We start from the raw sequence: 17863 nt of genomic DNA on the forward strand, positions 1-17863 counted from the left end.
CCCCCGAAGCAACGCTTGTCGGTGGGGGAATGCGACTTGGCGGCTTTGGTCCTCCCCATGCAGAGCCGATCGACACGCGCCCGGTTATCCTGCCCTACAACCCCAATTCCCGCCAACGCGCCTCGATACGCTTGACCGACACCGGACCGAATGTGCCGAGGGTCTGCGCAAAGAGCGAGACGCGCAGCTCTTCGAGCAGCCAGCGGATCTCATCCAGTCGCGCGTCCTCCCGGCCGGCCTTGCGGGCGGCGACCGTGCGTTCGCGCCAGCGTGTCAGCAGCTCGGCCATGACAGCTATCTGCTCGCGGTCGCGTCCGGGGGCGTGGGCGAGCTTGTCGAGACGCTGCTCGGCGGCCTTGAGATAGCGCGGGTACTGCTTGAGCCTGTCGAATGGGATCTGCTGGAAGAAGCCCCGGAAGACCAGTGCATCGAGCTGCTCGCGTAGATCCTGCGCCGTCGGCTGCCAGTTGACCTGGGTGATGGCGGCGAGACGTTGGCGCAGCGACTGATAGGCGGCGAGGATCTCGGCGGCGAGCCGGGTGACCTCGGTGGCGGTCGGCTGGAGCCGGCTGCGCGATTCGGCGAGACGGGCCTCGAAGTCGGACTGCTGTCGGATGGCCGGACGGTCGTCGAGGAAGGTTCGATCGAGGATCAGGGCCAGCAGCTCGTCGGCGAGGTCCGGTGGGCGAGCCTCGGTTCCGCTCGGCGGGCGCGACGCTTTTCCGCCGGAGCTCAAGGCATCCGGGCGTTGCGTCTCCGAAGTGGCCGCCTCCGGGATGGCCGTCACGGGCGCCTTGGCATAGAGCAGACGCAGCCGATCCAGATCCTTCAGCGATTGGCGGATCGGACGCAGGTTCGCACCGAGTGTCAGGATCAGAAGCCGGCGCAGGCCCGCACGGTGTGCGCGCGCGGCGGCCTCGGGTGAATCCAGCACCCGCACCGCCACGGTCTGGCCTTCGTCGACCAGGGCCGGGAAGCCGCGCATCCGGATCCCGCCGCGGGTGATGTCGACCTGCTCGGGGAGGTCGCCGAAGTCCCAGCGGGTGATGCCCTCGCGTTCCAGCTCGGCATCCGGGATGCGGGCAAACCGCGCCTGACCCGCTTGGCCGAAACGCTGTTTGAGCCGTTGCGGATCCTCGTCGAGCGCAAGCGCCCTGCCCGCCTCGTCGACGAGTCGAACCTTCATGCGCAGATGCGCCGGGATGGCGTCGCGGTCCCAGGCGTCCTCGGGGATGCGCAGACCAAGCTCGGCCGCGATCCGCTCGGCGAGGACCTGTGTGAGCGGCCGATCAACCGGTGCCTTGCCCTCGGCGAGTGCGGCCTTCAGCCCGCCGGCCAAGCGCGCAGCGGTGTCCGGCACCGGGACCAGCGCCGTGCGCAGGCCTTTCGGCAGACCGCGTAACAGGGCCGTGATGCGCGCCTCCAAGAGACCCGGCACCAGCCAATCCAGCCGCTCGGCGGTCACCTGATTGATGAGCGGCAAGGGCACGATCAGGGTCAGACCATCGGCCGACTCGCCGGGCTCGAAGCGGTATTCCAGCGGCAGCGCGGTTGCGCCGACCTGGAGCCGATCGGGGAACTGCTCCGGCGTGATCCCCTCGGCCTCATGCTGCATGAGGTCGGCCGGGCGCAGATGCAGGCGCTTGGGATCCGTGCGGGTCGCCTTGCGCAGCCACTGCTCAAGCTGAGGCGTGGAATAGATCCCGGCGGGGATGCGCTGATCGTAGAAGGCGTAGAGCGCCTCCTCGTCGACCAGAATATCGCGGCGGCGCGACTTGGCTTCCAGATGATGGATCGAAGCGATCAGCTCCTGGTTGTGACGCCAGAAGGGTGCGCGGGTGCTGAAGTCGCCTTCCACCAGGGCGAAGCGGATGAAGATCTCGCGCGACTCGGCCGGGTTGATGGGTCCGTAGTTGACGCGCCGCTTGGGGACCAGGGTGACGCCGAACAGGGTCACCTTCTCGTAGGCCGCGACCTGCCCCGTCTTCGCCTGCCAGTGCGGCTCGAAATAGCTGCGTTGCAGCAGATGCTGCCCGGCGGCTTCGATCCAGGCGGGTTGAACACGGGCGACGATTCGCCCGTACGCTCGGGTGGTTTCTACACGCTCGCCCGCCAGGATCCATTTGGGCGACGTCTTGAAGAGTGCCGAGCTCGGATGGATGCGGTAGCGACTGTTGCGCGCGCCCTGGTACTCGTGGTTGGTGTCGAGTGCGCCGATGTGGTTCAGCAGTCCGGTCAAGAGCGCGCGGTGGATCTGCTCCTCGGTGCCGGCGGTCTGGTTCTCCTTGAAGCCCATCTCCAGGATCTGCTCGCGCAGTTGGGTCTCGATGTCGCGCCACTCCTGGACCCGGTTGTAGGAGAGGAAGTGACGCTGACAGAGCAGACGAAACTGGTTGCGCGAAAGCGCCTTGCGCTCCTTCTCCAGGAAGCGCCAAAGGTTGAGGAAGCTCAGGAAGTCCGAGTCCGGATGGGCGAAGGTGGCATGGATCTGATCGGCAGCGGCGCGCTGCTCGTGCGGACGCTCGCGCGGATCCTGAACACTCAGCGCGGCGGCGATTACCAGCACCTCGGCCAGACACTGTTGCTCGGCGGCGGCGAGCAGGATGCGTCCGATCCGCGGGTCGACCGGCAGACGCGCGAGCCGACGACCCAGCTCGGTCAGCTCTCCGCGGGCATCGAGCGCGGCCAGCTCCTCGAGGGTGCGCTCGCCGTCGGCGACCAGACGCGGGTCGGGCGGGTCGAGGAAGGGAAAGTCGGCCACGTCGCCGAAGCCGAGCAGCTTCATCCGCAGGATCACGGCGGCCAGATTGGTGCGCTGGATCTCGGGCTCGGTGAAAGGCGCGCGGGCGGCGAGGTTGTCCTCGCTGTAGAGCCGAATGCAGATGCCGGAGGCGACCCGCCCGCAGCGTCCCTTGCGCTGATCGGCCGAGGCGCGCGAGATGCGCTCGACAGGCAGGCGTTGGAGCTGGCGCCGGTGGCTGTAGCGGCTGATCCGCGCAAAGCCGGGGTCGATGACGTAATGGATGCCGGGAACGGTCAGCGAGGTCTCGGCGACATTGGTCGCCAGCACCACGCGCCGGGTGCCGTGCGACTGGAAGATCCGCGCCTGCTCCTGCGGCCCCTGGCGGGCGTAGAGCGGCAGGATCTCGGTCGCAGGCGGGTGATGCTTGCGCAGGGTCTCGGCGGTCTCGCGGATCTCGCGCTCGCCGGAGAGAAAGACCAGGACATCGCCGCGTCCAACGCGCGCCAGCTCCCCGACCGCATCCGAGATCGCCTGCTGCATGGTCTCGTCGCGCTCGCCGACCGACTCGTCCTCGGGCGGGCGATAGCGCACCTCGACCGGATAGGTCCTACCCGAGATCTCCAGGATCGGCGCCGGACGGCCCTGCGCATCGGCGAAGTGCGCGGCGAAGCGCTGCGGATCGATGGTCGCGGAGGTGACGATGAGCTTCAGATCCGGTCGACGCGGCAGCAGACCCTTCAGATAACCGAGCAGGACGTCGATATTGAGGCTGCGCTCGTGGGCCTCGTCGATGATCAGGGTGTCGTACTCGTTGAGCAGCCGATCCTGCTGGATCTCGGCGAGCAGGATGCCGTCGGTCATTAGCTTGATCGCGGTCTCGGGACGCACCCGGTCGTGAAAACGCACCTTGTCGCCGACCAGCCCGCCGGCGGTCCCGCCGAGCTCCTGCGCGATCCGATTCGCCAGGGTACGCGCCGCGATGCGCCTCGGCTGGGTGTGGCCGATCCGCCCGGCGAGCCCGCGCCCGAGCTCCAGACAGAGCTTCGGCAACTGGGTCGACTTGCCCGAGCCGGTCTCGCCGCAGAGGACGATGACCTGGTGGGCCGAGATCGCTTTCGCGATCTCCGCGCGGCGCTCGCTGACCGGCAACTCGGGCGGATAGGCGATGACCGACGGCACGCCGGCCTGGCGGCGTTCAAGAACGGCTCGGGATTCGCGTAGCGTCTGCCAAACCGCGAGCAGACCGCGCTCGAACGGCTCACCCGCCCGTGCACGGCGTCGCAGGCCGCGCACACGTTGGCGCAGGCGGTGACGGTCCTGGATCAGACAGGTGCCGAGGTCGGCGTCGGTGGGAAACTCAAGGTCGGTCAAGGATGTTTAAACTGCGCCCGCGCTTGGGAGATGACATCGACCGGTAGCCCCAGCCTTTCCTCCAGCTCGAGCTTGAGACGCGCACGTTCGAGGAGCGTCAGGCCCTGCGGGTTCTCGACCAGAAGGTCGACGTCACCACCTCTGGCCCGTTCGTCGAGCCGCGAGCCGAAAAGATAGACCACAGCCGTCTCCCCCGAGAGACGTGATGCCGTGCCGAGGATGGTGAGTACCTGATCGGATGTCAGTCGCATGGATGAAGTCGCTCGCTCGGCACGAATCCGGAGCGTGGGATCCTCGTCCGGCTAGCGACAGACTAACGCCGATCGGAGTCCCACGCTACGGCATCCCTGCCTTCGCAACTTCGCTTCCAGGCGGTAAGCCGGGGCTCGCCGCGCTCGCCCCGGCCTCCTCATCGCAGCGTCGCACATGACTGGACGCCGGCATTGCGTCACGAGGACGCTGGCTTTGTCCCCGGGCTTCCCGATCCGGAGCGACGTGCCGGGCCAGGATCGCGCCAGGCATCGAGTCGTTCCAAAGACTGCCGACGGATCCAGGTCAGAGACCGGAAACCGCCTCTTGCACACCGGTTGCCTTGCCGCCCTCGACGACTTCGTGGACGTTGCCGACCGGCGCAACGGTTGCGTCGCGCCCGAAGACAAAGCCCTGTTCCTGCACGATCACGCGGTAGGCCTTGTTGAGGGCCAAGGCGCGCTCGGGAGAGGCATACAGCAGCTCGGCGATGTCCTGCCGCAGCGCGTCGAGACGCTCGGGGATCACGTCCCCTTCCGCGGTGAAGAAGCGCGCGCGCACCTCTTCATTCTCGCGCAGCTCGTCCCCTGCCCGGTTGGTTTCCAAATAAAAGGCGTACTCGGGTCGGCCGTCGCGGCGCACAGGTTCATGAAGGCCACGCAGACCACGCTGACTCCAATGATACCAGCCCCTTCGATAACCGTCCGCGTCGAGCTTGCGCGGAAAGGCGAAGCTCGAATCCGTGGTGGCGCCGATCCCGCTGTGGCAACCGACACAGAACACGAGCTCTTCATAGCTTTGCGGTCGCAGCGCTCCGTCGGCATCCTCGATCATCGCGGCGTAGACCCAACCTTGGTCATTGCTGACACCGGCTTCGAGATTACCGCGAACAGTTCGGATGCGATCCGGAAAGTCATGCTTCTCTTTGAGCTCGCCGGCCATCCGGCTCTCGAGCCTGGCATAGCTCATCCAGTAGCGCTTGCGGGCGTAACGGACCTCCTTCATCCGCGCCGAGAGGCGATTATCGCCGATCTTGACCGATTCCCCGTATCCAACAGGCCCCTCGGTCTCGATATAACGCACGGTGTGGAGAAACTCGGTGCCCTCCGGATAGAGGCGCGCGGCGAGATGAGCCCGGCCGGCGCGCTGCTCCGCCAATGCCTGCCCGACATACCACATCGATCTGCCTTCGAGCGGGGCCCAGTCATAGACGACCTTCCGCGCGACGCCAAGCGAGCCGTCCTTGTCGAGATCGACGCCACCGAGGCCGATCTCGTCGACCGGATCGATGACAACGTCGGCCTCTCGGACCAGGGCTTCGACGATCGCGAGATTGGTCTTGTAGACGCTCAGATCCATTTCTCCATCGGTGTTGCGTCGGAACGGCTCGGGCAAACGGATCATGACATCGTCGGTCGAGCCGTTGGTCGGCCAGAAACTACCGAGGAACGGGTAGTAGGCAAAGGCACGCCAGCCGGTCAAGGTGCCGTCGGGTGCGCGATCGAATCCCTCGGCGTCGAATTTGAGATAGGCGTCCGGAACGAAGCCCTCCCATTGGCCGTTGTCATCGTAGTCCCAATCCGGCGGCACCGAGGCGAGGGTCACCGCGGGGATGATGTTGCCGTCGTCGTCGAGATAGTTGCTGCGCCGAATGTAGTCCAGGATCTCATCGTCGCTGAGCGCCTGGACGGCTTCCCTGCGATCCTCGAAGAGATTTCGCCAGGGATTGCGCTCGGCAGGCAGCGGAAAATCGTAGGCGAGCTGAAGATCCCCGTCATTGAGGTAGTTCGGGGCATCGGATGGTGTGTGGCATGCATAGCAAGGGTTGTGCACGTCTCCGCGTACATCTTCGGTCTTGGTGTAGCACTGAGCGGGGATATGGGCTGTCTCGTTTGACAGGATCCGCGCCTTTAATGGCAGGGGCTCCGATTCACCGCCCGCGATGGTGTTGCTGGCCACTGCAGCACAAAGCAGCATGCAGTATCGGGTCGTCATCGTCTGGCTCCGAAGGGTGCTGATCGGCCTCGACGGGCGCTCGCTCGGAGCGCCTATCGAGACCCGTTCGTTATAGCGGGAAGACGAAGTAACCCGTGTATCCGCGAGCGTCCGCCGGATCTTCGAGCTTGTCGCCGTCCGACTCTCCGTAGGGATGCTGGATAACCGACATCAAATAGGCGAACCCGTTGATGTTGGAGAGGTACGGCGAGGTGGTCTCCGAACCGTATGGCGTGGTTTGGATCCGGGTCAGCTCCCGAGACGTCAGGTTATAGGCCCAAACCATGTCGTTCTGGTGTCCGCTACCCGTGTCCTCACCGATGATCAGGGTGTCGTAGTTTGCCACATAGGTGATGTTGTCGGGATTGGCGATACCTTCGACGTCGCACTTGTTGATACCGTCATAGTCGGGCGAGTCGACAGACGCACCGTAGTCCGCCGTCATCGGCGTGCCTTGCACAAGACCCCAAATATTCCAGGCCGTGTAGTTGCTGTCCAGGTCGAGTGCGTAGACAGCACCGCAGACGTTGCCGGACGGGAGCGCGATGTGATTGGGACCGCCGATGTCGTACTTGTCGTATACGCCGTCGCGACCGACTCGACCGAAATCGAGCATGCCTCGATCGACCTCGGACATCGCCAGGTAGAGTCGATTGTGGTCGGCATCGAACGTGATCCCTTCCATCTTCCGGAACTCTGTCGTCATGCCCTGCATCGCGCCCCAGCGACGAGTCTCGAGACGCGATGCGATCAGCTCGTCGTCCCAGCCGATCACGCCGTCTTGATTGACGTCTCTGAGCTTAAGGCACTGATGATCGCCGTCTTCGTGCCCGGCGTTGATGGAGGTGAATCCATCCGGGCAGGAGCCGCTGCCCTCGTCCGGCTCGACTTCATCGAAGATATCTTCGAAGCGATAGCTGGCGATCCATTCCTTGACCTGCTCGGCGGTCGCATAGCCGAGGTTGATCCAGTTCAGCTTCGCACTACCCATGCCCTGTTGAGGTCCGACGGCCTTCCACTGCGCACCCCAGAGCGTGCCTGCGCCGAGGTTGCCCGGAGTCGATGCCACGAACCGGTAAAGGGCCACGTTCGTTCCGTCGTCCGAGAGATAGACGGTCTTTCTGTCGGGCATCACGTAGCCGAGCTCCAGCGCGACACGACCCATCGCGTATTGCTTGCGCACCGTCGCGTTCTCGAAGCTGTCCACCTCCACCTCGACCACGTAGCCGTAGTCGTAGGGATTCATGACAGTCGCGGCATCGCTCGGCGAGGCGTTGAAGTAGCTGGCCATCGCGGCGTTATATTCACTGATGGTGCCGTCGCGCCACTGCTTCGCATCGGGCTCGTACTCTTCCGAGCCCAGATGGGTTCCCCAGGGCGTCACGCTGCCGGCGCAGTGCACCCAGCCGCCGTTGGCGTCGGAGAGATCAAGCGGACGGGTGCGTTCGGCTGTCAGGATGCCGTTCAGCGGATTCTGACGCATCTCGGTCAAGTAAAGCCCGCCGGGGCGAGACTCGAAGTGCGACACCATGTAGACGATGTCCTGCTCGCCCGGAAGCAACGAGGAGAAATCGTTGTCGCTCGAGATGAAGGAGGAGCCGTCTTCGGCCAACAGCGGGTTGCCGTTGATGTCGATGAGCTGTCCGAAGACTCCCCCCGCCGGGTCGTTCGTCCCGCTATCGCCGGAACGGAGGATCGTCCGGTACGGCATGGGGATCCGGACCCCGTCGAGGACCGCATACTCCGAAGTCAGGATCGCCCGCTTCTCGGCGTCGGTCCGCGGCACGGGCGCCTCTAAAAACTCCACTGTCCCTGCCGAGGCAAGGGACGCCGCCGTGGTGCCGAGCAACACGCTCACGGCAAGACTCATCTTGGTTGGACGCATCACGTCTTCCTCCGTCGGATAGATGTCGATTGGTTGAACTCTCGACGGAACAGACTATCGGACGGTTGTGTCAGGTCGGTGACCGTTCGTTTGCCGCGCGGTTGCGGCATGATGGGACGGCGCTACGGAAACCCTGGCCTCGGCCCGAGATCAGATGAAGGCAAGAGCCAGAGATGTCATCGACCCCAACCGGCTTGCAGCCGACGACAGCTCCTCCTTCATTTCGAGCGGCAACGATTTCGACCGTCGATGAACCGACGAGCGGCTCGAAGCCAATCAAGGGTCTCAAGCTACGATCAGTTCGTATCCACCCCGCTGAAATCGTAATCCATGACAGCACTCGGGGGCTGGACGAAGGGCCCTTGGAGGAGATCGACACCGGCGCGGCACAGACGCGCGATGATCTCCGGGCTATCGACTCCGCCGGCGATCACGGCACGACGGCGTTCACGCAGGCGCTGAACCAGGTCGGCGAGCGGCTCGGCATCGAGCGACTGCGCCATGGTGCGCGCGACGCGTGCGAAGGCGGCCGGGACACGCGCGAGCACCCGCTCCGAGGCCTCGCCGTCATCGACGCCGTTCAGACACACCGGGATGCCGAGCCGTGCCAATCGAGCGACGCGGTCGGCTGCGAGCCCCGTGTCGTCAGCCGCTTCTTCGACCTGAAACTGGATCACGGGCCGCAAGCGAAAGAGGTCGCGCCGGTTGATCTCTTCGCGAATCCGGTCGACCCAATCGTCACGCCCCGCGCCGATGAGCGATTGGTAAAGAAAAAGCTGTGCCGGCTGGCCGGCGTCTCGACAGGCCGTGAGGGCGTCCAGAGCGCTGCTCATGAGCCAGGCATCCAGTTGCTCGGCCAGTCCGCGGCGCTTTGCGAGCGGCATGAAGTCGACCGGAGAGAGCAGCTCGCCGTCCGGGGTAGCCAAGCGAGGCGAGACCTCGTAGCGCGCGCTCGGTGCCGGGGTCAGGGAGACAATGGGCTCGAAGAGTAATTGCAGCCGTTCGGTCAGGATAGCTGTCGACACGGCGTCCTGGTCCGATGTACAGGCAGGCACGGGGTCGCAACCGTAGCCCAGCGGCAGACCATCCCCGGCTTTACGGGCCGAGCGCGCTGCCTTGGCCGCCCGGGACATCAAGGTGACGGCGTCCCCGCCGCTGTTCGCCAAGGTGCACCACCCGATTCCGACGGCGGGGCCTGGCAGCAAGGCGAAGCCGGCCCGAGACAGCTCCTCCGCGAGCTGCCCGACGGCGCGCTCGAGGCTTGCCGCGTCGTCGCGTCTTATCAGAGCGGCCAGACTGCACTCGCCGACACGCGCGGCCAGATCCGCGGCACTGCACGACTCGGCGACCGCGCCCGCAAGACGCATCAGCGCGGGCTCGTCACCGGCAAGATCCAGCACGACCAGCGCGCGACGATCCACGTCGGACCCGCCCCGGCCGATCAACTGACCGAGGCGCCCCAGGAGGCGTCCGAGACTCGCAAGACCGGTAAGCGCATCGACGGCATCCGGACCGCTTCGGCGTCGCGCGCGTTCGCGTGCCCGCGCCAGTCGCTGCTTGACGCAGGTGACGAGATGCTCCGGGGCGACCGGCTTGGCGAGGAAGTCATCGCCCCCGACACGCAACGCCGCCATCTGTTGCTCGGCGTCGAGTTCGGCGGAGAGAAAGACGATCGGCAGATCGGCGAAACGGTCTTGCTCGCGGATGATCCGGGTCAGCTCGATGCCGGACGCGCCGGGCATGTGCAGATCCATGAGCACCAGATCCGGAACAAAGGCATCGAGTGCATCGAGCACCGCGAGGGGGTCGCCGACGCGCTCGGTCAAGATGCCGGCCGACTCGAGCACGCGGGCGGCGAAGAGCGCGGCGACGGGCTGATCGTCGACCACGAGCACACGATCGGGGGACACCGCCTGCGTGCCGGCCAGATCCAGGAGCCGATCGGTGAGCTCCTCGACCTCCATGGGCATCTTCAGATAGTCCGTGGCGCCCGCGCGCATCGCGACGAGTCGGGAGCGGATGTCGCTCCCGGGGGCCAGACAGACCAGCGGGATCGGTTGCTTGCCGTGCTGTTGCAGTTGCGCGACGAGTCCGCCGAGCGTGTCCGCATCGGGGAGCGCATCGAGGTCGACGAGCAAGAGGGCACGCGAGCTTGGGTTTGCGCCGATCAACCTCTCGGGCGTTTCGAAGGTTTCGAGCATGAACCCCTGCGCGAGCAAGAGCGCCCGAAGCGGTAACGTTAAATCGGCGTTGCCGCTCAGAAGATGGATCGCGGGCGCGGATCCGGCATCGGCGATCGTCTGATTCATGGTCATCGGTCTCGTCCAGGGTGGGCCGAGACCTCGAACGCTCGCGCCGACGGGGCGCGCTCGGCCCGAGGTCATCGGTGCCGAGGATAAACCGAGCACGTTACGTGAACAACTCCCGAGCCCGCGTGACCGACGGCATCAATAGCTGATGCGCGGTGCTGCCCCGCCGAGCGCCTCGACCAGCCCGGCCGCAAAGCTCGCGCCGATCCGTCGCGAGAAGCTCTCGAAGAGATCGCGTTTCTTGGTGTAATCAACCAGGGTTTCCGCGCCGATCACGTCGCGTGCGACCGAGCTGGAGCTGCCGAGATCGTCGACCAAGCCCAGCGCGACCGCCTCCTGGCCGCTCCAGAAGAGCCCGCTGAAGATCTCCTCGCCGCCATTCAGGCGGTCGCCGCGGCCGGCCTTGACCTCGGCGATGAACTGGTCATGCAGGTTGTCGAGAACCGTCTGGATAAAGGCCCGTTGATCCTCCGGCAGTGGCGAGAAGGGGTCGAGGATCCCCTTGTTCTCCCCGGCGGTCAGCAGGCGCCGCTCGATCCCGAGCTCCTGGATCGCCTCGTTCAGACCAAAGCTGCCGATGCGCACGCCGATGGAGCCGACGAGACTGGCCTTGTCGGCGTAGATCGAATCCGCGGCAACGGCAATGTAATAGCCGCCCGAGGCGCAGATGTCCGTCGCCACGGCATAAACGGGCATCTCCTTGTCGTTGTCGTCCTTGTACTTGGCCTTCAGCCGCTTGATCTCGTCGTTGATGTAGCCGGCCTGGACCGGGCTGCCGCCGGGGCTGTTGATGCGCAGGATGATGCCCTTGACCTTATCGGCCTCGAAGGCGTCACGAAGGGCCGTGATCACGCGGTCAGCGCTCGCGTCGGCCTCGGGTGCAATGACGCCCTTGATGTCGATCACGGCCGTGTGCTCCTCGCTCGGGGAAATGCGCTCGAGCAGATCCTGCGAGTAGGCGGCGATGACGAGCGCGATCAGATAGACCAGGATCAGGGTCTTGAAGAAGATGCCCCAGCGGCGGCCGCGTCTCTGGTCGCGCAGATGTTCAAGCGCAAGCTTGTTGATTAGGGCGCGCTCCCAATCGGGCGCGTCGGTCGACGGCATCTCGTCGCGGCGCTTGGTCCAAAACGTCCAATTCATGGGTCACTCCCCGGGTTAAACCGCGCCGGGCGCGGTATGCGATGTTTTTGGATGGGATCGGCATCGGCAGACTTGACGACCGCTGGAGTCTGCGCGGTTTAAGAGATGAAGAAATAGATCGTTTTAAACCGCGTCCCCGCAAAGGGGCCTGGATGCTCCAAGGGTCAAGCTCACTCGAAAACGAGCCTCTCGATCCGGACGCGGTGTAGGCGTTCGGTCTCGGCGACATCCGGGCCGCGCAGCGCGAAGTACCGCGATCTCGGCTCAGCCTATGCCGTAACCGGCCAACCAGGCGGGCAGCGCCGAGATGTCGTGAAGGCAGTCCAACGGGGCGTGCGTCATCAGTCGCTCGACCGGATGGACACCGTAGGACACGGCAAGTGCCTTGGTGCGTGCATTCACGGCCATCTGCATGTCGTACTCGGTATCGCCGATCATCAGCGTGGCGGAGGCATCGGCGCCGAGCTCGTCCATCAGCTCGAGCAGCATCTGCGGGTTGGGCTTGGAGAAGGTCTCGTCGGCGCAACGGGTCGCATGAAAGAGCCCACCCAAGCCGGTATCGGCGAGGGCCCTGTCGAGTCCGACACGACCTTTACCGGTGGCGACGGCCAAGCGGTAGCCCTCGTTTGCCAGCTCGCTCAAGGTCTCGCGAGCGCCGGCGAAGAGCACGGAGGGCGTCGAGTCGATCTCGAGAAAGTAACGGCGATAGCCGGTGACCAAGTCTCGGACGGTCTGCGGATCCGCCCCGGGATGCAGCCGCAGGAGCGCCTCGTCCAGGCCCAGTCCGATCACGTCCCGCGCGGCCTCGCGCCCGGGCGGCTTCAAGCCGAGATCGCCGAACGCCGCTTGAAGACAGTTCACGATGCGCGCCTCGGAATCCATCAGGGTTCCGTCCCAGTCGAACACGATCAAGTCAAAGGTCACGCGGCAGGCTCCAGTGCAGAAAGGAAGCGCTCGAGGTCATCGGGCAGGGGCGCCTCGACCCGGTTTGGCCGGTCGGCGCTCGGGAGCTGAAAACTCAAGGCGGAAGCATGTAAAAACAAGCGCGACAATCCTTGAGTCTTGAGTGCGCGATTCGCGCCCTCGTCGCCGTATTTGGGATCGCCTGCCAAGGGGGTTCCCAGATGGGCGGCATGGACGCGGATCTGATGCGTCCGTCCGGTGATCAGCTCGGCCTCGACCAGGGTGAGCACGCCCGACTCGGCGCGGAACCGACCCAGACGTCGAAACACCGTGCGTGCCGGCTTCCCGTCGTCCTGATCGACCTGGACCATCCGCTCCCCGCCTTGCAGCAGGTTCTTCTTCAGCGGCGCATCCACGTTCACCTTCGCGCGTTCGAGCTCCCCGACGATCAACGCCAGATAGCGCTTGTCCATACCGCCCTCGCGGATCAGCTCGTGAAGCTCGCGCAGCGCACTGCGCCGCTTGCTGATGACCAGACAGCCGGAGGTGTCGCGATCCAGGCGGTGCACCAGCTCCAGCTCGCGACCGGGCCGCAGCTCACGCAGCGACTCGATCAGGCCGTAGCTCAGGCCGCTGCCGCCATGCACGGCAAGCCCGGCGGGCTTGTCGATGACCAGCAGGCGTTCGTCCTCGTAGAGGACGGCCTCCGCGAGCGGGGCGAGACGCGAAGCCGGCACCCTGACAGGCGTCTCCGCAAGGGCCGTGCGCACCGGCGGGATGCGCACCAGATCGCCCGTGCGCAGGCGATGACTGGCCTTGACCCGGCCCTTGTTGACGCGGACCTCGCCGCGGCGCATGACCCGATAGAGGTGGCTGCGCGGCACACCCTTGAGGTGGCGCAGGAGAAAGTTGTCGATGCGCTGTCCGTCGGACTCGGCATCGACGCAGAGCACGCGTACGGCCGAATCGTCGCGGAGCTCGGGCTCGGGCCGCGGACGCTCGGCAACCGCGGGCTTCGTGCCTGAACGTTTGAGCTGCGCGCGTCCGGATCCGGCGATCTTCGGACGAGTCGTTTCAGGGCCGGCCCGTCGGGCAACGGCGCTTCTCGAGTCAGCACCGGCAGGGGCGCGACTCTTGGCGCCGGGGCTCCCGGGCGCAGCGCCCCGGGGGACGGCGCGCTCGGAACCCGGGCGCACTCCGGGCCCGTCTCGACGCCCGCTCGCACGGACGTCGGCATGCTTGCTCGGACGGCGATCGGCACGACGATGGGGTCGATTCACGAATGATGGCGCCTGCCTGGTGGCTCAATTGATGCTAAATAAGGTTTACTGATACACTTGGACGCTTGCGCTGGCCAGCGGAAACGCGATTTTTTCCCGGAGCGGCGAGCGCAGCCAAGGGTCGGTCACGATACCGGAGCGAGCGGAGCTAGATCCGCTCGGAAGGCCCCGACCCTTATGCCGGCATCCGATGTCCGAGCAGGCCGATGTGCGGGATCTCGAGTGGTGTCGCGGACTCGTTTCGTCGAGTGACCGCGCATTCTACACCCTGTGAGCGCCGCGCGCCCTGCACGACGGCAAACCAGCGCAGCCGGCGCCGACCTCGCCGCTCCCGCGATCGGCCCCTCCAACCGGGCGGGCGGATCAGGTGCGAGTGCCCGAATGGGCGCTCGTCGACGACACAACACTACTGACTACGCGCGTGCCCGTTCGGACCGGCCGAAGTGCCTGCCTGAACGGACGCTGCCGATGCCGTCGGGCCGATTCGTCGGCACGGCGGCGACACGCCGAGCCGTCCGCGGGTTTGCCGGGGCGCACGGCGAGCAGTCCCCGAAACGGGAGACGCGTCGTGGCGCGGAAAACAACCCTATGAAACGCATGCTGATCAACGCAACTCAGCCCGAAGAGTTGCGTGTCGCGACCGTCGACGGTCAACAGCTCTACAACCTCGACATCGAGTCCCCCGGCCGAGAGCAGAAAAAGGCCAACATCTACAAAGGCATCATCACCCGCGTCGAGCCCAGCCTCGAGGCCGCCTTCGTCGACTACGGTGCCGATCGGCACGGTTTCCTTCCGCTCAAAGAGATCGCGCGGGCCTACTTCGAGCCCGACAGCGTCAAACCCGGCTCGCGTGTCAGCATCAAGGAGTCGGTGCGCGAGGGTCGCGAGGTGGTCGTTCAGATCGACAAGGAAGAGCGCGGCAACAAGGGCGCGGCACTCACCACCTTCATCTCGCTGGCCGGCCGCTATCTGGTCTTGATGCCCAACAACCCGCGCGCCGGTGGCGTGTCGCGACGCATCGAGGGCCAGGATCGCAGCGAGCTGCGCGACGCCATGAGTCAGCTCGAGATCCCCGAGGACATGGGCCTGATCGTGCGCACCGCGGGCGTGGGCAAGAACGTCGAGGAGCTCCAGTGGGACCTGGACTACCTGCTTCAGCTCTGGAAGGCGATCGAGACCTCGGCCCAGGACCGCAAGGCCCCCTTCCTGATCTATCAAGAGAGCGACGTCATCATCCGCTCGATCCGCGACTATCTGCGCGTGGACATCGGCGAGATCCTGATCGACAACAAGGCCGTCTTCGAGCGGGCCGAGAGCTTCATCCGGCAGGTGATGCCGAGCAATCTGAAGAAGCTCAAGCTCTACCAGGACGAGGTCCCGCTCTTCACCCGCTATCAAATCGAGAGCCAGATCGAATCGGCCTTCCAGCGCGAGGTGCGCCTGCCCTCGGGCGGCTCGATCGTGATCGACCACACCGAGGCGCTGACCTCGGTCGACATCAACTCGGCGCGCGCCACCAAGGGCGCGGACATCGAGGAGACCGCGCTCAACACCAACCTCGAAGCGGCCGACGAGATCGCCCGCCAGCTGCGTCTGCGCGACCTCGGCGGGCTCTTCGTCATCGACTTCATCGACATGACGCCGCCGAAGAACCAGCGCGAGGTCGAGAATCGTCTGCGCGATGCGCTCAAACACGACCGTGCGCGCGTGCAGGTTGCGCGCATCTCGCGCTTCGGTCTGCTGGAGATGTCGCGCCAGCGCCTGCGCCCCTCGCTCGGGGAGTCGAGCCAGCAGGTCTGCCCGCGCTGCAAGGGCCAGGGGACCATTCGCGGAGTGGAGTCACTCGCGCTGTCGATCCTGCGCATTGTCGAAGAAGAGGCGATGAAGGAGAACACCCACCGCATCGTCGCCCAGCTGCCGGTCAGCGTCGCGACCTTCCTGCTCAACGAGAAGCGCCGCGGCATTCTGGAGATCGAGCAGCGCCAAGGCGTCGAGGTCCTCTTGCTGCCCAACGAGGCACTCGAAACGCCGGAGTATCAGATCGAGCGCGTCCGCGCCCAGGACGCGGGCAAGCTCGTTCCGGATCAGTCGAGCTACGAGCTGACCGCATTGCCGGAGACGAAGGCTGCGCCCTTTTACGCCAAGCTCGGTCAACCCGTGCAGGCGGAGGAGCCGGCGGTCAAGCAGGTCTCGCCCGCAACACCGGCCCCGCAACGCTGGACACCCACACCGCAACCCGAGGCGCCGGTACAGCACGAGCCGGAGCGCGGCGAGCCCGAAAGCCTGCTCAAACGGATCTGGACCGGGCTGTTCGCGCCGCGCCAGCCCGAAGCGACTCCCCCTGTAAGCCGCAGTCCCGCTACGGCGGAGTCTACCCCGCACGAAGCCGCGCCGCGCACGCAGCAATCACGGCACACCGCCCGTTCCGGCGAGCGTCGCGGCCAGGACAGACCATCCCAGGGTCGCCGCGACGAGTCATCGGGCGAACGCAACCGCCAGGATCAGGGTCGACCCGCCCGGGCGGCACAGGATCAGCAGACGCGCTCGGAGCCGAGTCGCGGCCGGACGGAAGCCGCTCAAGGCAGCGAGGATGCCTCTACAGCAGGCGAGAGCCGGTCCGAAACCGATGAGCAGGCGCAGAGCCGTCGCAGCGGCGAGACACGCTCGCGCCGCAGCGGTTCTCGCGGACGCGGTCGGCGCGGCTCCGGCTCGAGCGATGACGCCCGCATGAGCGGCGACGCATCGCGCGAGCAGGACTCCCGCTCCGACGAGGGAGCCGGAGAGCGCGGCGAAGGTCGAGAACAGACCAAACGCCGCGGTGAGGAGGCAGCGCCGCGAGCCGACGATCGAGCATCCACGCCCAAAAGGGGCACCCGGCCGGAGGATCATCCGTTGATGGTCGCGCCCGGCGGAGACAACTCCGGACCCGGAACGGCGGCTCGACCGGCGACGGAAGAGCCCGCTGCCGAGACGAGAGCAGCAGAAGCAACCCCGACCGAATCGACCGAACGCCGTCGTCCGGCCGAACGTGCCGAGGAGACGCGTACCCCGGAGCGCGCAGAAGGGGTGGAAACCACATCGAATGAAACCCCGGATGCCGGGGCCGACCAGGGCCACGAGGGTAACGCACCGCCGGCCGGCGAGCGTCCGCGCTCCTCGCGTCGACGTCGCGGCGGCCGCAATCGTCGACGCGCTTCGGCTGGCGCGGAGGCCAAGGACGCGACGGCCGGAGAGTCGGGCAGCACCGACGCCGTTTCGGATCCCCACTCCGCGCAGCCCGACAGCGCGTCGCCGGCTGACCGGTCCGCGCACGAGGTGTCGAGCGAGACGCTCTCCCAAGCCCGCGAGCACCGATCCGAGAGAGCGGCCCGCGGCCGGGCAGTTGACTCGCAGGGTGATGCTCCGAGCGCCGAGCCACAATCGGCGGGATCGGGCGCCGATGAGCCGACACGCAGCGAGCAGAGCGCGCCGGTGAGGCAGGAGAAGGAGAACCCGGCGGCCGAGCCAACCGCATCGAGCAAGCAAGATGCCGCAGGGAGTCAGCCAACCGTATCGAGCAGTCCGGATACCCCGGCGAGTGAGCCGACGACAGCGGACCCCCATCGTGCCCCGGCACGGGAGCCGATTGCGCCAATCGAGGAGGCACCCCGCAGGACCCTGCCTCCCGCCATGATGCCTCGCCCGGAGCCCGTCGCGGAGCCCCCTCTGTCTTCGGTGCCGAGCGATCGCACGTCCGACGCCGATGCCCGTCATCACGCGCTCGACAGACCCCGGCCGGAAGGCAACGGCAGCCGGGCGGACACCGATGATCGGGCAACGCCACGACCCGAGCCTCTCGCTCCGGGACCGGTCGCCGCGCCGCCGACACCCCCTGTTCCGGCGCCCTCCCCGACCGCCGACCCGAGCGAACCTAAAGGCGGCGCCTAAGCGCGCGACGGCGGTCGATTTGTGTCGACGTTCGACGCAAATCGACCGGCCGAAATCG

Annotated in this window: 9 protein-coding genes; 1 reads left to right on the plus strand and 8 read right to left on the minus strand. The window is 66.3% G+C overall.

Annotated elements, in window-relative coordinates; translation table 11 throughout:
- Window positions 1–94: 94 nt before the first annotated feature.
- The 8 genes from hrpA to THIMADRAFT_RS14230 all read right to left on the minus strand — a co-directional run bounded on the left by hrpA (window position 95) and on the right by THIMADRAFT_RS14230 (window position 13551).
- Complete coding sequence (hrpA, locus tag THIMADRAFT_RS14195) at window positions 95–4114, minus strand: ATP-dependent RNA helicase HrpA (RefSeq protein ID WP_007193748.1); 4020 nt, start codon at window positions 4112–4114, stop codon at window positions 95–97.
- On the minus strand, window positions 4111–4365 hold the full coding sequence (locus tag THIMADRAFT_RS14200; RefSeq protein ID WP_007193749.1) for a nucleotidyltransferase family protein: 255 nt from the start codon (window positions 4363–4365) through the stop codon (window positions 4111–4113). The genes hrpA and THIMADRAFT_RS14200 overlap by 4 nt, the downstream gene beginning before the upstream one ends.
- A 304-nt stretch (window positions 4366–4669) precedes the next feature.
- Window positions 4670–6358, minus strand: coding sequence for a hypothetical protein (locus THIMADRAFT_RS14205; RefSeq protein WP_007193750.1), 1689 nt, complete (start codon window positions 6356–6358; stop codon window positions 4670–4672).
- A gap of 70 nt (window positions 6359–6428) precedes the next feature.
- On the minus strand, window positions 6429–8243 hold the full coding sequence (locus THIMADRAFT_RS14210; protein ID WP_007193751.1) for an alkaline phosphatase PhoX: 1815 nt from the start codon (window positions 8241–8243) through the stop codon (window positions 6429–6431).
- A gap of 296 nt (window positions 8244–8539) precedes the next feature.
- Window positions 8540–10552: an EAL domain-containing response regulator gene (locus tag THIMADRAFT_RS14215; protein ID WP_158308386.1), complete on the minus strand. Its 2013-nt coding sequence runs from the start codon at window positions 10550–10552 to the stop codon at window positions 8540–8542.
- 138 nt (window positions 10553–10690) lie between these two features.
- Window positions 10691–11695, minus strand: a complete 1005-nt coding sequence (locus THIMADRAFT_RS14220; RefSeq protein ID WP_007193753.1) for a S49 family peptidase — start codon at window positions 11693–11695, stop codon at window positions 10691–10693.
- A gap of 264 nt (window positions 11696–11959) precedes the next feature.
- Window positions 11960–12619, minus strand: a complete 660-nt coding sequence (locus tag THIMADRAFT_RS14225) for an HAD-IA family hydrolase (RefSeq protein ID WP_007193754.1) — start codon at window positions 12617–12619, stop codon at window positions 11960–11962.
- Window positions 12616–13551, minus strand: coding sequence for an RluA family pseudouridine synthase (locus THIMADRAFT_RS14230; RefSeq protein WP_040731633.1), 936 nt, complete (start codon window positions 13549–13551; stop codon window positions 12616–12618). Before THIMADRAFT_RS14230 ends, THIMADRAFT_RS14225 begins: the two co-directional genes overlap by 4 nt.
- Before the next feature lie 915 nt (window positions 13552–14466).
- Between THIMADRAFT_RS14230 and rne the strand changes: the two genes are divergently transcribed.
- Window positions 14467–17805, plus strand: coding sequence for a ribonuclease E (gene rne, locus THIMADRAFT_RS14235; protein WP_139052838.1), 3339 nt, complete (start codon window positions 14467–14469; stop codon window positions 17803–17805).
- Window positions 17806–17863: the final 58 nt, after the last annotated feature.

This window comes from Thiocapsa marina 5811 (assembly GCF_000223985.1).
Classification (GTDB): Bacteria; Pseudomonadota; Gammaproteobacteria; order Chromatiales; family Chromatiaceae; genus Thiocapsa; species Thiocapsa marina.

Bases quoted from the DNA above. Each gene is read 5' to 3' on its own strand.
- THIMADRAFT_RS14200 (WP_007193749.1), bottom strand. From the start codon at position 4,365: ATGCGACTGACATCCGATCAGGTACTCACCATCCTCGGCACGGCATCA.
- THIMADRAFT_RS14205 (WP_007193750.1), bottom strand. From the start codon at position 6,358: ATGACGACCCGATACTGCATGCTGCTTTGTGCTGCAGTGGCCAGCAAC.
- THIMADRAFT_RS14210 (WP_007193751.1), bottom strand. From the start codon at position 8,243: ATGCGTCCAACCAAGATGAGTCTTGCCGTGAGCGTGTTGCTCGGCACC.
- THIMADRAFT_RS14215 (WP_158308386.1), bottom strand. From the start codon at position 10,552: ATGAATCAGACGATCGCCGATGCCGGATCCGCGCCCGCGATCCATCTT.
- THIMADRAFT_RS14220 (WP_007193753.1), bottom strand. From the start codon at position 11,695: ATGAATTGGACGTTTTGGACCAAGCGCCGCGACGAGATGCCGTCGACC.
- rne (WP_139052838.1), top strand. From the start codon at position 14,467: ATGAAACGCATGCTGATCAACGCAACTCAGCCCGAAGAGTTGCGTGTC.